Below are 14,343 nucleotides of genomic sequence, written 5' to 3'. Positions count from 1 at the left end.
CATTTCCGGCGCGACCGCGTCCCGTCCTGCAGTCGTGCCGGTAAATCGTTACAGCAGACCGTATGAACGTTCTCTGAGGGCGTTTTGCGTCGACTACTCCTCTTCTTTCCAGTCACCCGGTTCTTCGCCGTACACTTCGCCTTTGGCTCGTCGACTGTGAGGCCATATCGCGACGAGTACGATCCCGAGATAGAAGGTCCCCAGCAGCGTCGCGACGACGAGACCGTGAACGCCGGGCAACTCCGCGGCTTCCGTCCACTGGGTGAACAGCGTCACTTTGGCCACCCAGGCGACGCCGAGGACGGCAAACAGGAGCACGTAAATGCGTCGCAGCCGCCTCGAGAGGGCCTCCCACGAGGTCACCTTGAACGTTGGATACCGAAGGTCGTCGCTCAACTCCTCGCGCCACCGCGGGTGTTCGACGCCGACTGGCTCCAGCGCGTTTGCGAAGACGTTCTCCTGAAAAAATCGCACGCGTGCCCGATACATGTCGTAGAACCGATACCGCCGAACCTCGTACCAGAGGAAGATACAGAGGACGAGGACGCCGACCAGGAGCAGATAGGCGGGCATGTCCGGACTCGAGAAGACGACCGAAAGGAGCGCGGCGAGGACCGTAATTGCCCAGTTCGTCGTCTGGTCGATCCGATCCTGAGAGCTGGTCGCCTGCGCGACTTCGCCGCGATAGTAGTGTGGAAGAGAGGCTAACAACGTCTCATACGGTTTACTGTAAGTCATTGCCGGCGCAACTGCGACCCGGGCGGCGGTTGCGCCGGTAAATCGTTACAGCAATCCGTATCAGGGTCGTCTGCGATTTCCGCGCCGATCTCCTGATCCACCTGCTCGAGTGGGCTCTCCGCGTGATCGTCCTCACTGGCCATAGGTCGTCGACTTCGACCGGCCCCAAAGAACGCTAGCCAGCAGATCCTCGGCTGACGTTCCCAGCGGCCCGGATGCGGACTCGAGAGTCCCGGGTCGACTCGGGGGCCAGTCCGACCAGCCTCGGACCGACCCGAGACGCGAGTCGCTGGTGTCGGGACCGGCGACGCCGACAGCTACAAGCCGCCAATCGTTCCAATTCGTGGTATGCCAGGGAAGGTACCGCCCGAGGACCTGCTCGAGTACGTCTTCGATCGAACGGGCGCAGCCGCCGACGAGACCGTGTTGCAGGGGCCGGCCGAGGGAGAAGACGCCGCCGCGATCGATCCGCCGGATGGCCGACTGGTCGTCAGTACCGATCCGATCTCGCTCGCGGCTTCGGCGGTCGGCCAACTCGGCGTCTACGTCGCCTGTAACGACGTTGCAGCTTCGGGGGCCGATCCGCGCTGGCTGACGGTCGTCGTCATGCTCCCCGACGAGGAAGCCTCGCTCGAGACGATCACGGCCGATCTAGATGCAGCCGCCCGCGAGGTCGGGGCGACCATCGTCGGCGGCCACTCGGAGTACGTCGACGCCCTCGAGCGCCCGCTGGTGACGCTGACGGCGATGGGAACGACCGATCGGTTCGTGCCGACCGGCGGCGCCGAGCCCGGCGATCGAATCGTCCTGACGAAGGGCGCCGGTATCGAGGGGACGGCCATTCTCGCGGCCGACTTCGGCGACGACCTCGACGTCGACGCCGAGACTCGCACCCGTGCCGAGACGTTCCTCGAGGAAGTAAGCGTCGTGGCCGACGCTCGGGCCCTCCGCGAGTACGCGACGGCGATGCACGACCCGACGGAAGGCGGCGTCACGGCCGGACTGGTCGAACTCGCACGCGCCTCGGGCGTTCGCCTCGAGGTCGACCGCGACGCGGTTCCGATCCGGCCCGAAACGGCGGCGCTCTGTGAGGCCGCCGATGTCGATCCGCTCCGCATCTTCGGCTCCGGTGCGTTGCTCGCGACCGTCCCCGACTCCGCGTGTCCTGACGCCCTCGAGGCGCTCGAGCGTCGCGGTATCGAAGCCGCCGCGATCGGTACGGTTCAGTCGGGCGCTCCCGCACTCGTACTCGATGGGGAGTCGATCCGCGAGCCGACTCGAGACGACCTGTACCCCTTCTGGGAGTAGTTCGGACGGACCGACTCGGTCGAGCGATCTCGACAGATTCCCGCCGGCTCGTCCCCGAACGGAGCTACCAACAACTATTTTTAACGCCAATTTGCATTACTGTTCAAGGTCATTGATGACAAGTTGTCGTTTGCAATCGATATGGGATGCCGTCGCCGACCGCGTCGACGACGATTTGCGTGCCGTCGTCTGCTATGGCCCGGTCGAATCGGACTCGGCAGTCCGTGACGATATCGAGGATCGATACACCGTCCGAGACGGTCGAACGGTCGTCGACCACACGATCGTCGATCAGTTGCGATACAAACGCCACGAAGACGCCGTCGAAGCCGGCTCGCTCACAGCCGTCCTCAAAGTGTTCGAGGACGCATGGGTCGTTTCCTGCCCGGATTCGTTCGAGCGAAAGTCCGGCGTCCTCGTCTCGATCGATCGGAACGGCTCGACGGAGATAGACGACATCGGCTGGTGTCTCGAATACCTCGAAAACGACGTCGCAGACCTCACACCGGGCGACACGTAGGGATCAGCGACCCGCCCACTCGAGTAACCGTTCGTAGACCGGATCGGATGCGAGTGCCTGCGAGTCGCCAACCAGAACGAGCGCACGCTTTGGCCGGGTAAGCGCGACGTTGATCCGCCGGTAGTCCTCGAAGATCGGTCCCTCGAGCGAGCCGGTCGCCGTAAAGGAGACGATGATCAGTTCCTGGCTCGAGCCCTGGAACCGATCGACGGTGTCGACGGTCACGGCGTCGGGGACGTGGCCCGTAATTTCGGACACCTGCGCGCGGAAGGGGGCGATGACGCCGATATCGTCGTGTGAGAGGCCGGCGTCGACGTAGCGGTCGATCAACTCGGTGATGCGGGCGGCCTCCTCGCTATCGGTGTACTGCCCGTCGTCTCCCGCCACGTCGACGAACGAGACCGGATCCCGAAGCGATTCCGGAAGTCGGTCCCGAGAGACTCCCTCGAGGTCGTCGAGCGTGCGCCCGGCCACCGCGGGTTCGGCGGGCCGGAGCATCCCGTCGTAGAACTCCTGGGAGGCGAAAAACTGGATACGCTGGTTCATCCGGTACTGGCGGTCGAGCATGACGCCGGCGTCGGGATACTGCTCGACAAGGCGCTCGAACAGCGACTCCGTCAGGTCGTTTTCGGCGCGGACGACCGGCGGCAACTGCTCGTGATCGCCGACGAGAACGAACCGCTCGGCCAGATTGGCCGCGGCGTAGGTTCCCGGCTCGGTCAGCTGTGCGGCCTCGTCGACCAGCGCGACGTCGAAGCCCTGCTCTTTCATCACCCGCGAGCCGCAGGTCGCCGTCGTCGCCGCGACGACCTGTGCGTCCTCGAGTTCCGCCACGCGCTCGGCGGGATCGCCGGCCCGCTCGAGGCGATACGGTTCCATGTCCTCGCGAACGCCGCTCTCGGAGCCGACGCGGACGACGCCGTGGGTGTCACCGGCCACCCCAGGTCGTGTTTCCGACGCTCCGTCGGCCCCGAGAACGTCACCGCCGTGCTCGAGGACGGCCTCCAAGGCGTTGTCGACGGCGCGGTTGGTAAAGGCCGACAGCAGGACCCGCTCGCCGCGCTCGACCATCGCGCGGATCGCCTGGGCGATGGTGTAGGTCTTGCCGGTGCCGGGCGGGCCGTGGATCAGCGCGAAATCGTCCGCGCCGACCGCCAGCCGGACCGCCTCGTTCTGGGCGTCGTTGTTGTCGACGAACGTCTCCTCGGGCCGATCGAAGGTCGGATCCTCTCGGCCGAACAGGACATCTTTCCGGCGTTCCTCGCCCTTCAGCAGGAAGTCGTGGACCGCGACCAGCAGCCGATCGGTCGTCAGCTCGGAGGGATAGACGTCGAGTCGGGTCACCTCGACCGGCTCGTCCGCGGTCAGCACGACCTCGTCGCCTTGTGGACGCGGTCCGCTCGGACTGTCCGCGGAGTCACGCTTCGCGCTGCCCAGCCGTTCGATCGTCGCGAGTTCCGCGTTGCCACGCACCGGGTGTCCGTCGCTCGCGAGCACGAAGTCTCCCTCGCGGATCTTCGAGTTCGCGGCGCTCGTCCGGCGCGCTCGCAGCTCCCAGCGGCCCTCCTCGAGTTCGCGTTTCTCGAGGAACTCGAGGTCGATCAGCGCGCGGTCGTCGTCGGCCCGCTCCTGGGCGTCCTGTTCCCAGAGCTTTGCGTACTCGTGGTGGACTTCGCGTCGTTCTTCTTCGATAGCTCGGTAGAGCCGCTGGAAGTACTCCCGTTCCTCGGCGGGAAGTGCCTGGCCGATCTGGCCGGCTTTGGACGCCTGATCGAGGCGGCCGGAGACGACCATGCAGGTGTCCTGCTCGAAGCAGTACTCGCACTTGGCGTCGCCCTCGTAGCCCGTCGGCACCTCGCCGCGGACCTCCATCGCTGCGATCTCGTTGCGCTTGCGGACGACGAATTTGAGCAGACCCTGCCCCATCGAGAAGTCCTTGGCCGGCGTCAGATCGCCGGTCTCCTCGTTGCGATCGAGCGCGGAGTTCTTCGTATACAGCAGGGTCCCCGTGTCGACATCGCCGCCGTGTTCCTCGAGGACGAGCGCGTAGCAGGCCGCCTGGATCTTGTCCTTGAACCGGGGTTCTTTCTTGAGGTTTTTGCCCGTCTTGAGCTCGACCGGCCCACCCCGGCGGATGGCGTCGGCTCGCCCGCGGATGCCGAAGGTCTCGCTGATCAAGAGCTGTTCCGAGCGCCAGCTATCTTCCTCCGTGAGGCGACCCTGCTCGAGCCAGCCCTCGATCGCTTTCGCGTTCTCGCGGACGTCTTCGGCGACGGCCTCGGGCGTCTCACCGAGGAGACCGAGTTGGAGTCCGCGTTCCTCGACGCGGGCGTCGATCGACTCCTCGATGTCGCGCCCGCGCAGCAGGTCGCCAAAGACCTCGTGGACGAGCGTCCCCTTGACGACGGGGTAGTTCAGCGGGACGCCCGAGAGCTTGTTCAGGTAGTACAGCCGCGGACACTCCACCCAGTTGCGGATGGCCGTCACGTTGACCAGAAAGCTCGGCTCGACGACGACGTAGGAGTCACCCGTCGTCGCGTACTGGGTGTCGCCCTGGTACTGTTCGGTCTTTGCCTCGGTAACCAGCAGTTCCATCCCCGGCTCGAGGTACTCCGCGGACTCGGTCCACTTGTTCCACAGCGTCACCGTCGTCGTCTCCTGGCCGTCGGCGACCCGCTCGCGCGTGAGGCCGCCATCGGGGTGTGGGTCGTCGTTGGATCGTCGCTCGTCGCTCGCGTCGGTGCCGTCGCTGGCTCGATCGCTCTCCGATTCGTCCGCGCCGTCGGTCCAGTCCGCGAGGCGCTCTCCCCGCGTCTCCCCCTCGAGGTCGTCTCGAGCGAGTCGAAGCGGTACCTCGGCGAGATCGCTCTCGCCGTACTGCGTCGACACCGTTCGTTCCTCGATCTCGCCCGCGACGATCCCGCGTACGTTCACGGTATCGGTCACGGGCCGAACGGTCAAAAACGCTATCGGTCGGTGACTGGCTCTCCGTGGTCGTCGTTTCTCGATCGGTGGTAGTCCGTAACCACGGCTTACCGACGGCGACAGCGGTGTCTGGATCGAAACAGTCGCGAGCGATTTAGGCCGCTCACCGGAACCCGAACGACGTATGAGTGATCCTCCAGCAGACGAGTCCCCGACCGACGACGCCTCACCGGCGGCCGGATCCGGCGACTCCCAGTCCAACGCCGGAACGGACGGACGACCGGCCGACGAGCCGATCCATCAGTCCGCCGACACCGTCGACTCGGGAACGGGTGCCGGTGACCGTCCGGCCGACGAACCCGATCCGCGCGACGCCTCGACACAGATCGCCAACGAGGAGCGCCGGCGCAAGACATCGGTCATCAGCGGGATCGTCGCCGCACTGGGCGTCTGGGTCGCTGCGTCGGTGGTGGTCTTCGACGCCGGCGAGACGGCGCTGTGGAACAACCTCTTCGTCGGGATCGTCATCTTCCTGGCCGCGGGCTACAACGGCTATCGGCTCTCGAACGATGTCCCCATGAGCATCGGTGTCGCCACGCTCGTCGCCGTCCTCGGCATCTGGCTCATCGTCTCCGCGGCGCTGTTCGGTATGCTCGAGATGCTCTTCTGGAGCACGATCGCCGCCGGCTTCCTGATCGCCGGGCTCGCCGGGTACAACGCTTACGAGGCCCGCGAGACACAGACGGTCGCGACCGAGACGGCGTAGCAGCCGGGTTCGTCCGTCCGAAAGCCCTAATCGCTCGAGTCCGCGTACGCCCCCGACTGCGAAGTCCCCTCGAGGTCGGCCTCGAGCGCCTCGAGTCGCAGTTCCGCAGCGTGGTGGCGCGTGGCGACGACGGCGAAGGCCACCATCCCTGCCGCGAACCCGATCGCGACCAGCGGTGAGAGACCGTTGACGTAACTGTTCAGCAGTTGTCCACAGGCCAGCACGAGCGGCCCGCCGGCAAGCAGGACGCTCTTTGCCGGCGCGGCCCGAAACAGTTCGAAAAGCGAACGGAAGGATGCGATTGCCATCTGAAAGGGTCGGTTACTATTGCTGTCGACCCATCCCACGTATTCCTTTTGATTCGCCCATCGTCTGTCCGTGAGAGAATACAAAGAGGATACTAACTCCGATTCGTTGGGACTATCACCATTCGTGTCTCTCGTCGTTGCTGACGAAGGTCGGTTTCGATAGTTGCCAAGTGACGTATCCCCGAACCGAATGCTCACAACCGATACGTTCATTCTGTCGCGCTCGTAAGGGCCGGGTATGCGGATTCGCGAGTGGCAGGACATCCTCGAGGACGTCACCGACCGTGACGTCGACCCCGACGACTGGCGAGCAGTGGCCGGCGACCGCGCTGGCGGCGTCGGCGAAGACATGTACCTCGCACATCCCCGCGCCGGCATCTTCTTCCTGAAGACCTACGCCAAGAACCCCTTCGAAGTGCGGGGCGTCGGGACGCAGGTCGCCCGCAAGGTCGACGACGACATCGGCGCTTTCCTCCCCCAGGAGGACGCGGGCGGGCGCTTCGCGGTCCAGTCACCGCCCGAGGACGAGGACCACGCCGAGACGCTCTCGAGTCGTCTGGAGACGGTGCTGGAAACCCACGCCGACGCGCCGACCAGTCCCGACGCGCTGTTCGACGATGTCATGGAGGCCATCGAGAGCCCCGCGTTCGGGCCGATGGATTACGACCAGTACGACCGTCCCGACGACCTCGAGGAACTCTCGGATCACTTCGAAGAGGCCGACGAGTTGCTCTCCGCGGAACTCGACGACCTGATCGAGACCGACGAAGTCGATCGCGGCTTCATGTAGGCATCTCGAGTCGGCACGACTCACCGCCGCCCTGCGTGCTCGCCCCCTGATCCTTTGGCACTGTCTCTCGTTAGCGACCCGTATGGACACCGACCCCGAGGCCGTCGTCCGCGACTACTACGACGCGCTCCGACAGGGTGAGCCACTCGAGCCCTCCTTCCTCGAGGCCGACTCGACCGTCAAGTTCGGTATCAGCGAGACGCTGTATGGCTACGACGCGGTCGCCGACGCCCTGAGAGAACAGACTGCTACGACTACCGACTGGACCGTCGAGAGCCACGCACTCGAGGTCGCGACCCACGAGCCGGCGGTCGATACGGACGCGACCGACGGGACGACCCCGGACGAACCGCACGCGACGGCCGCCACGTTCGCCGACGAGGTGACGATGGCCTGGCGAAGTACCGATCGCAACGACGAGTACGAGTTCGAGACGCGCTGGAGCGGGACGCTCGTTCCCGCAGACAGTAACGACGGCGCCCGACCCGAGTGGCGATTCGCCCTGATGCACGTTAGTACAGCTGGGTCGACCTGACGGGACGGACGGCGACGTTCAGCGATCGACCCGCCGGAGCCACAGCCCCGGCCGATCGAGTTCGTCGTGGCTCGGGAGATACTCGGGGCTCTCCCAGACCAAACTCGCCGTCTCGAGGTCGTGGGCCTCGACGACGTGCTCGAAGAAGTTCTTGCCGCGTTCGTACTGGCGCTGTTTGAGCCCGAGTCCGAGCAGTCGCCGGAACAGTTGCTGGAGCGGCCCCCGTCCCTGTCGGCGCTCGTCGAGCTTCCGCCGGAGGTCGGCGTACTCGTCGTCGAAGGCGTGGTCCATCAACAGTTCGGCGTACCCCTCGACGACGGTCATCGCGGCGTCGAGTTCTCGGAACGCCTCTCTGTCGAAGCGTCCCGCTGAGAGGTTCGAGATGCCGTGTTCCATGCGGTCCTCGAGGTGGTCCGAGAGCCACGGCGCGGCGCCGAACTCGGCGGCGTGGGTCACTTCGTGGAAGGCGATCCAGCGGCGGAACCGCTCGGGATCGACCTCGAGGGTCTGGGCTGCCTCGAGGATGTTGGGGCGGACGAAGTAGAGGGCGTGATCGCCTTCGGGGGCCTCCGCGAGCAAGAGGGGGTCGTACTGGCCGAGGACGTTCCGGCCGAGAAAGGCGAGCAAGACGGTCATCGTCCCGGTGTTGATCGTCCGCGCGATACCCGGGAAGGTGTCGGTGTGGGGCTCTAAGGCGCCCATCACTCGCTCGAACGTCGCCACGTTGGCGTCGATCCAGTGGTGGCGGTTCTGGATCTCGACGGTCTCGGGGACGTCGAATTCGACGCCCGAGACCGACCGCACCGCCGTCCGCGCCGCTCGCACGTCCTGCGCGTAGGCCGCCTGCTCGCCGGACTCGAGCGCGAGCGAGCCGGGCTCGGTCGCCGCTTTGGCGGCCTCGGCTGCTGACGCCCAATCGATCGCGTCGGTGCCCGAGGCCCCGGCGACGGTCCGGGCGCTACGATAGAGGTTCACGAACGTCGGTAGGGCGAGCAGGCGCAAAAGCGTTCGGTCGAGTCGCGTACTCGTCGAGCCATCACTGCGCCACACCGGGTACCAAGGCGGGTCAGTTGACGATAACGTCGGGCTCTTCGTCGGCCTCGAGGGCCTCGTCTTCGTCGTCGCCGCGGTACTTTTTGGCCGCGACGCCGAGGGCGACGAGGACGGCCAGAGCGACGAGCGCGCCGATCGCGCCCTTCGAACTCGACCCTTCCGCCGCCTCCTCGGCATCGGCATCGGCGGTTTCGGCCGCTGGGTCGGCGGCCTCGGTCTCGGCCGTCTCGTATTTCTCGCCGAAGGGAAGCGCGTCGTCGATCGTTCGCGGGCCGAACTGGTGGTCGCCCTCGAGGTGCAACTCGATGAATGTGAACTTTCTGTCGCTCATACGTGTACGGTCGACGACCGACCACTTAGCGGTTTGGTCGATTCGCCGCCAGTGTGTCGGGATCCCACGGTGGTACGGGGCGCCTATCGGGCCACAGGACCGGTACGATTAAGTGTCCGTCACCTGCGCTCTTTCGTATGAGTGGACGACCGCTGGACGTCCTCGAGGCGTCGCTCGGCGAACGCGTCGCGGTACGACTCAAGAGTGGCGAGGAGTACGTCGGCGATCTCGCCGGCTACGACCAGCACATGAATCTCGTGCTCGAAGACGCCGAAGATCCGGCCGATGACGCACCGACAGAGGGGGAGCCGATCCAAGACACAACCATTATACGCGGCGATAACGTCGTTTCGATCACTCCATGACTGGTGCAGGAACCCCGAGCCAAGGAAAGAAGAACACGACGACGCACACGAAGTGTCGTCGCTGCGGTGAGAAGTCCTATCACACGAAGAAGAAAGTCTGCTCCTCGTGTGGCTTTGGCAAATCCGCCAAACGCCGCGACTACGAGTGGCAGTCGAAAGCCGGCGACAACTAACCGTTTCTCTCGACCGAATTCGTCGTCTCGTTTCTTACCGCGCGATCGACGACGCACGAGTAGCGACTGCGATCCGTGGACCGATCGAGTTCCCTCGAGTGCCGATCGCTCGGCGAACGATCGCCGTGTCCGACCCCTCTTCGAGTAGACATATTATTGGAGAGTCCCGGCCTCGATAGCCACGCGTGTCGAATTTCCTGTGTATGGAAGGTTTATATAGTTGACAGCCATACTATACGGTGACCACGCCGTGAGCAACGGCAGCCCTGCCGGCGGCGGCACCCGGTCACAGAACTACCATGCTATCCGACGCAATTACGTACCTGAAACACAGTGACGATGTCTGGAAGACGAGCATCCTCGGCGGACTGTTCCTACTGTTTAGCTTCCTGCTCATTCCGCTCTTTCTCGTCTGGGGCTACGTCGTTCGGGTCCTAGACCGAACCGCCCACGGCGACGAGGATGCACCTGCCTTCGACGACTGGGGAACCCTGGCGATCGACGGTGCGAAAGCGTCCGTGATCCTGTTTGCGTACTCGCTCGTGGTGCTCGTCGTCGGCACCGTTCTCGTCGGTGGCGTCTTGCTCGCGACTGGCGGCTCTCCCGGCTCGGTCGGCGCGGCGATGCTCGTCCTCGCCGGCCTTCTCACCGTCCTCGCGGGCCTCGTCGCGCTCTACGCCGTCCCGGCAGCACTCGCTAACTTCGCCGGCGAACGCCGTCTCAGCGACGGCGTCGACTTCGAGGCGATCCGTCCAGTGCTCGGCACTGGCACGTATGCGGCCGGCTGGCTGCTTGCGCTTGGCATCCTCTTTGTCGGCTCGTTCGTCGCCGGCATTCTCGCGGCGATCCCGTTCGTCGGTGCCGTCCTCGGCGCGATCCTGTCGTTCTACGCGCTGGTATCTGCCTACTACGTCATCGGCCGCACCTGGGCGGACCTCCACCCCGTCTCGATCGAGGATGTCCCCGACGACGCCGTCGACGAACGGCCGGCCGTTTGAGCGTCCGTCGGCCGATGGACAGCCATTTGTCCCGAGCCACGAATACTCGGGTATGGAGACGACTGACGCTTTTCTGGGCCTCGAGTGTGCCGACTGCGAGGCGACGGTCGACGCTGACGCGGCGACACACCGGTGTCCCGACTGTGACGGACTGCTCGAGGCGAGCTACGACGACGGTGCGATCGATCTCGATCGCGAGACGCTCGCTGCACGCTCGTTCGACTCGCAGTGGCGGTACGCGGAGTTGTTGCCGTTCGCTCGCGAGGGGGCGACGACGATGGGCGAAGGGGCGACACCGCTGGTCGACTGTCCCGGGTTGGCCGACAAACTCGGCGTCGAACGCGTCTACATCAAAGACGAGAGCCAGAATCCGACCGGTTCCGTCGCCGATCGAGGCAATTCGGTCGCGGTGACGGCCGCGACCGGCCACGACGCAACCGACATCGCACTGGCCTCGACGGGTGACGGTGGCCAGTCTGCCGCCGCATACGCCGGACGGGCGGGCCTCGAGTCCCACGTCTATCTCCCCTCGCGCTCGAGCTTTTCGACCAAGGCAATGGTGAACGTCCACGGCGGCGACATGAACGTCGTCGGCGGCCGGATCGACGACGCCGTCGGCGCCGCCGCGGAGGGACTGGCCGAACACGACGACTGGTACTCGCTGCAGCCGTTCGCGACGCCCTACCGTCTCGAGGGGATGAAGACGCTTGGGTACGAACTCCTCGAACAGCTCGAGTGGACGGTGCCGGACGCGATCTGCTATCCGACCGGGACCGGACTTGGACTGGTCGGCCTCTACGACGCTGTGACCGATTTCGAACGGCTCGGCCTGATCGACGAGTTACCGGAGTTGTACGCCGCGCAAGCGGCCGGTTGTGCGCCGATCGTCGAGGCTTACGAATCGGGCGCCGACGCCCACGGGCCGGTCGAGACGCCCGACACCATCTGTGGCGGGCTCGAGATTTCCGACCCGCCCGCTGGCGAGCGCGTGCTCGAGGCCATTCGCGAGACCGGCGGCGGTGCAGTGGCGACCGCGGATCCCGACATCCTCGAGGCCGGCGTCCAGGTTGCTATGCACGAAGGCCTTGAGATGACCCCGAGCGCCGCCGCCGCCGCAGGTGGCGCGTGGGAACTCGCCGAGCGCGGCGCGTTCGACGGCGACGAGACGGTCGTCATCTGCAATACGGGTGCCGGAACCAAGGAGGCCGACGTATTACGCAGCCACTTGATGAGTCAAGGTATCTGATCGACCGTATGTCCGACGTTTGCTGACCGATCCCACGGATCTGCTCGAGGATCCTGTAGAACGTATCGGTATGATACTGCCGAATTGGTCGATTCACTGACGTGTGCAGTAACGAAGTTTATGGCGGTCCGTCTCCTATGACCGCGTCAGCCGAATGGAAGAGAGTATCTCGGGATTCAAGGTCCGCGGCGACTGGAGTGAGGTCGTCGAACACGGCGAACGCATTACGCGCGCGCTTCGGGACGCCGGCGTCCACGACCCCGACGGATCCGCCGACGCCCGGTTCACCCGCGCCTTCGAGGAGTGGGACGAGTGGCGACCGAAAGCCCACGAGACCCTCGACTCCGACGTCAGCGAGAAGACTGCCGACCAGGCCAGCGTCGAGGAGGGAAAGGGCGAGCAGGCCGGCAAGGAGCCCGACGAAGACATCAAGACCGCCGGCGAGAAGCTCTCGGAATCGTACGAACAACTCGAGGAAGACGACCCAGAAGCGGCCGTCGACAACTGGAAGGAGTCGATCGATTACGTCACTCGAGCAGCCGATTCCGCAAGTCGCAAGGCGATCCGTCGGGTCGAGGACACGGTCTATCAGAACGTGATGACCCAACTCGCACCCTACTATTTCGACAACGAACTGGTCAGCGCGAACATCCAGCAGTCGGCGCGCAACGGGAACGGCGAACAGTTCGTCTTCGAGGTCAACGTCAACGATGACGTGCTCAAAGAGGATGTCTCGGACCGCCTCGCCGAATACGACGACGAGATCGACCGCTGGCACGTCGGCGTCGAGAAGGATACCGACGCCGCCGAAGCGATCGAAGGCGTCGAGCCACCGCCGGAACCCGACGACACCTCGAAATCGACGACGAACTGACCGCGAGCGAACCCGGCGGTCCGCGGGCGGCGACACTACTCGGCCGTCCCCTGCTGGCGATCCTCGACCCGTCCGATTCCGGGCACCGCGACGCGGCCCATGAGATTCGTTGCCGAGAGCACGAGCCCGATAGAGACCAGTGCAACACATCCGGGTATGACCTATCGGCTTTCCGCTCACCGGTCGAGATGAACGTCTTCATGCAGACGTTGTTCATGGGAAAGCTGAACGACGCGCTTCTTCCCGCTCGTTCCCTCAGAAAGGCGCTCAGAGAAGACAACCCGGGCTGTTGAAGCGTGAAGATCCCCTTATACGGTTTACTGTAAGTCGTTACCGCCGAAACCGCGACCCGTCTGCGGTTTCGCCGGTAAATCGTTACAGCAATCCGTATTAGTTGTCGCGACGGTCGATCGGATCGGTCGACATCGACGCGTCGAACCGTCGGCGACACAGCCACAGGATTGTCCCGATCGTTGTCGCGAGGAGCAACGGCCAGCGATCGCTGCTCATATAGAGCCCCCCGGATGGTGGTCGATACCCCGTCAGCGGCCAGAGAACGGGGTAGGCTCGTCCGTCCCACGTTAGCAACAGCAGATCGAGGACGTGATGGGAGAGGGCGCCGACCAGAAACAGGCCGAACACGAGCAGTCGGTGTCGGCGATCAACGACCAGCGCACAGAGTCCTGCCATCACGATCGACCCGCCGAGAGTGTGTAGTGCGGTCCAGTTCCAGGGGATCCCGAGTGTCGCCGCGACTGTCGTCTCCGAGAGCACGAGATCGATCTTCGCGAGATCCGGCACGACGGCACCGACCATCACGACCGTCACGTGGGCGGTCTTGATTCGATCGACCGATAGCGCTAGCACCGACCCGATGATGTACCCTGCCAACACGTGTGTCAGTACGTCAGCCATCGTCCGTTCTATCGACGTAGCGCTCCCGGTCGGACTCGCGCTCGGATGCCGATGGTGCCCTCGCGTCTTGCCACACCGCACGTACCGTCCGGTGGCGCGTCCGCGGGACGAACGTGAGCTGTTCGCGGTCGAACCGCCACCCCTGGAAAACGCGACCGACCGTCCAGACCACGCCGGTCACCGACACACCGTACATATAGTACAGTTCCCACCGCTCGCGTGACGCCGTCCGCTCGGCCAGGGGGACGATTCCATCGAGGATAGCCGTCGACCACGTCGGTGGCCGATCGACGGCTAACTCGGCCAGACCGGGCACGCCCGAGCCGTACCAGATCGGTAGACTAGCGAGTGTCACCGTCCCAAGGGCGAGTGTGAGTGCTCTCGAATACGCACCGATTGGCCGTGCCATTTCCATTCACAACGGCCGGAGGTAGATATATGTCGTTCGGATGCTCGAGACAGTATCCGTCCTCCGTCTACTGCCCGAATAGTTCGTTA

General features: G+C 64.9%; 17 protein-coding genes and 1 pseudogene. 10 read left to right on the top strand and 8 right to left on the bottom strand.

All coding sequences use genetic code 11. From position 1 onward, the window contains the following. Positions 1 to 93: 93 nt before the first annotated feature. Both D8Y22_RS08040 and D8Y22_RS22310 read right to left on the bottom strand, forming a co-directional pair. Positions 94 to 717: pseudogene (locus D8Y22_RS08040) on the bottom strand (DUF2270 domain-containing protein); the annotation flags it as partial. 17 nt (positions 718 to 734) lie between these two features. Continuing rightward, positions 735 to 881, bottom strand: coding sequence for a hypothetical protein (locus tag D8Y22_RS22310; RefSeq protein ID WP_174811803.1), 147 nt, complete (start codon positions 879 to 881; stop codon positions 735 to 737). Positions 882 to 1,086: 205 nt separating this feature from the next. Here D8Y22_RS22310 and D8Y22_RS08035 point away from each other — a divergent pair, with 205 nt between their 5' ends. Continuing rightward, on the top strand, positions 1,087 to 2,046 hold the full coding sequence (locus D8Y22_RS08035; protein WP_141464197.1) for an AIR synthase family protein: 960 nt from the start codon (positions 1,087 to 1,089) through the stop codon (positions 2,044 to 2,046). A gap of 115 nt (positions 2,047 to 2,161) precedes the next feature. Beyond that, on the top strand, positions 2,162 to 2,566 hold the full coding sequence (locus D8Y22_RS08030; protein ID WP_141464196.1) for a hypothetical protein: 405 nt from the start codon (positions 2,162 to 2,164) through the stop codon (positions 2,564 to 2,566). Positions 2,567 to 2,569: 3 nt separating this feature from the next. On the opposite strand, the gene D8Y22_RS08025 is transcribed toward D8Y22_RS08030, so the two are convergent. Next, positions 2,570 to 5,500: an AAA domain-containing protein gene (locus D8Y22_RS08025; protein ID WP_141464195.1), complete on the bottom strand. Its 2,931-nt coding sequence runs from the start codon at positions 5,498 to 5,500 to the stop codon at positions 2,570 to 2,572. 175 nt (positions 5,501 to 5,675) lie between these two features. Here D8Y22_RS08025 and D8Y22_RS08020 point away from each other — a divergent pair, with 175 nt between their 5' ends. Beyond that, positions 5,676 to 6,257 (top strand): SPW repeat domain-containing protein, encoded by a 582-nt coding sequence (locus D8Y22_RS08020; protein ID WP_246084378.1) that lies wholly within the window; start codon positions 5,676 to 5,678, stop codon positions 6,255 to 6,257. A gap of 26 nt (positions 6,258 to 6,283) precedes the next feature. On the opposite strand, the gene D8Y22_RS08015 is transcribed toward D8Y22_RS08020, so the two are convergent. After that, positions 6,284 to 6,565 (bottom strand): hypothetical protein, encoded by a 282-nt coding sequence (locus D8Y22_RS08015; RefSeq protein ID WP_141464194.1) that lies wholly within the window; start codon positions 6,563 to 6,565, stop codon positions 6,284 to 6,286. A gap of 238 nt (positions 6,566 to 6,803) precedes the next feature. Here D8Y22_RS08015 and D8Y22_RS08010 point away from each other — a divergent pair, with 238 nt between their 5' ends. After that, positions 6,804 to 7,355 carry a hypothetical protein gene (locus D8Y22_RS08010; protein WP_141464193.1) on the top strand — a complete coding sequence of 184 codons (552 nt, stop codon included), beginning with the start codon at positions 6,804 to 6,806 and terminating at the stop codon, positions 7,353 to 7,355. Positions 7,356 to 7,437: 82 nt separating this feature from the next. Next, a complete protein-coding gene (locus D8Y22_RS08005) occupies positions 7,438 to 7,890 on the top strand; it encodes a DUF3225 domain-containing protein (protein WP_141464192.1) in 453 nt (150 codons plus the stop codon). An 18-nt stretch (positions 7,891 to 7,908) separates the two neighbouring features. Here D8Y22_RS08005 and D8Y22_RS08000 read toward each other — a convergent pair whose 3' ends face one another. Beyond that, positions 7,909 to 8,865: a zinc-dependent metalloprotease gene (locus D8Y22_RS08000; RefSeq protein ID WP_141464191.1), complete on the bottom strand. Its 957-nt coding sequence runs from the start codon at positions 8,863 to 8,865 to the stop codon at positions 7,909 to 7,911. A gap of 91 nt (positions 8,866 to 8,956) precedes the next feature. Beyond that, positions 8,957 to 9,274 carry a hypothetical protein gene (locus tag D8Y22_RS07995; protein ID WP_141464190.1) on the bottom strand — a complete coding sequence of 106 codons (318 nt, stop codon included), beginning with the start codon at positions 9,272 to 9,274 and terminating at the stop codon, positions 8,957 to 8,959. A 137-nt stretch (positions 9,275 to 9,411) separates the two neighbouring features. On the opposite strand from D8Y22_RS07995, the gene D8Y22_RS07990 reads away from it, so the two are divergent. From D8Y22_RS07990 to D8Y22_RS07970, 5 genes are all read left to right on the top strand, one after another. Beyond that, positions 9,412 to 9,639, top strand: coding sequence for an LSM domain-containing protein (locus D8Y22_RS07990; RefSeq protein ID WP_141464189.1), 228 nt, complete (start codon positions 9,412 to 9,414; stop codon positions 9,637 to 9,639). After that, a complete protein-coding gene (locus tag D8Y22_RS07985; protein WP_141464188.1) occupies positions 9,636 to 9,812 on the top strand; it encodes a 50S ribosomal protein L37e in 177 nt (58 codons plus the stop codon). Before D8Y22_RS07990 ends, D8Y22_RS07985 begins: the two co-directional genes overlap by 4 nt. Before the next feature lie 299 nt (positions 9,813 to 10,111). After that, positions 10,112 to 10,810, top strand: a complete 699-nt coding sequence (locus tag D8Y22_RS07980) for a DUF4013 domain-containing protein (RefSeq protein WP_141464187.1) — start codon at positions 10,112 to 10,114, stop codon at positions 10,808 to 10,810. Positions 10,811 to 10,862: 52 nt separating this feature from the next. Then, positions 10,863 to 12,056, top strand: coding sequence for a threonine synthase (locus tag D8Y22_RS07975; RefSeq protein ID WP_141464186.1), 1,194 nt, complete (start codon positions 10,863 to 10,865; stop codon positions 12,054 to 12,056). 154 nt (positions 12,057 to 12,210) lie between these two features. Continuing rightward, the gene (locus D8Y22_RS07970; RefSeq protein WP_141464185.1) at positions 12,211 to 12,930 is read left to right on the top strand and encodes a DUF5828 family protein; all 720 of its coding nucleotides are present in this window, start codon (positions 12,211 to 12,213) and stop codon (positions 12,928 to 12,930) included. A 390-nt stretch (positions 12,931 to 13,320) separates the two neighbouring features. Here the strand turns inward: D8Y22_RS07970 and D8Y22_RS07960 are convergent, their stop codons facing one another. Both D8Y22_RS07960 and D8Y22_RS07955 read right to left on the bottom strand, forming a co-directional pair. Further along, on the bottom strand, positions 13,321 to 13,845 hold the full coding sequence (locus D8Y22_RS07960; protein WP_141464184.1) for a metal-dependent hydrolase: 525 nt from the start codon (positions 13,843 to 13,845) through the stop codon (positions 13,321 to 13,323). Next, positions 13,838 to 14,254: a hypothetical protein gene (locus D8Y22_RS07955; RefSeq protein WP_141464183.1), complete on the bottom strand. Its 417-nt coding sequence runs from the start codon at positions 14,252 to 14,254 to the stop codon at positions 13,838 to 13,840. The genes D8Y22_RS07960 and D8Y22_RS07955 overlap by 8 nt, the downstream gene beginning before the upstream one ends. Between the last annotated feature and the right edge of the window lie 89 nt (positions 14,255 to 14,343).

Source organism: Salinadaptatus halalkaliphilus (genome assembly GCF_006543045.1).
GTDB lineage: Archaea > Halobacteriota > Halobacteria > Halobacteriales > Natrialbaceae > Salinadaptatus > Salinadaptatus halalkaliphilus.
This window is presented reverse-complemented; position numbering and strand designations above follow the sequence as displayed.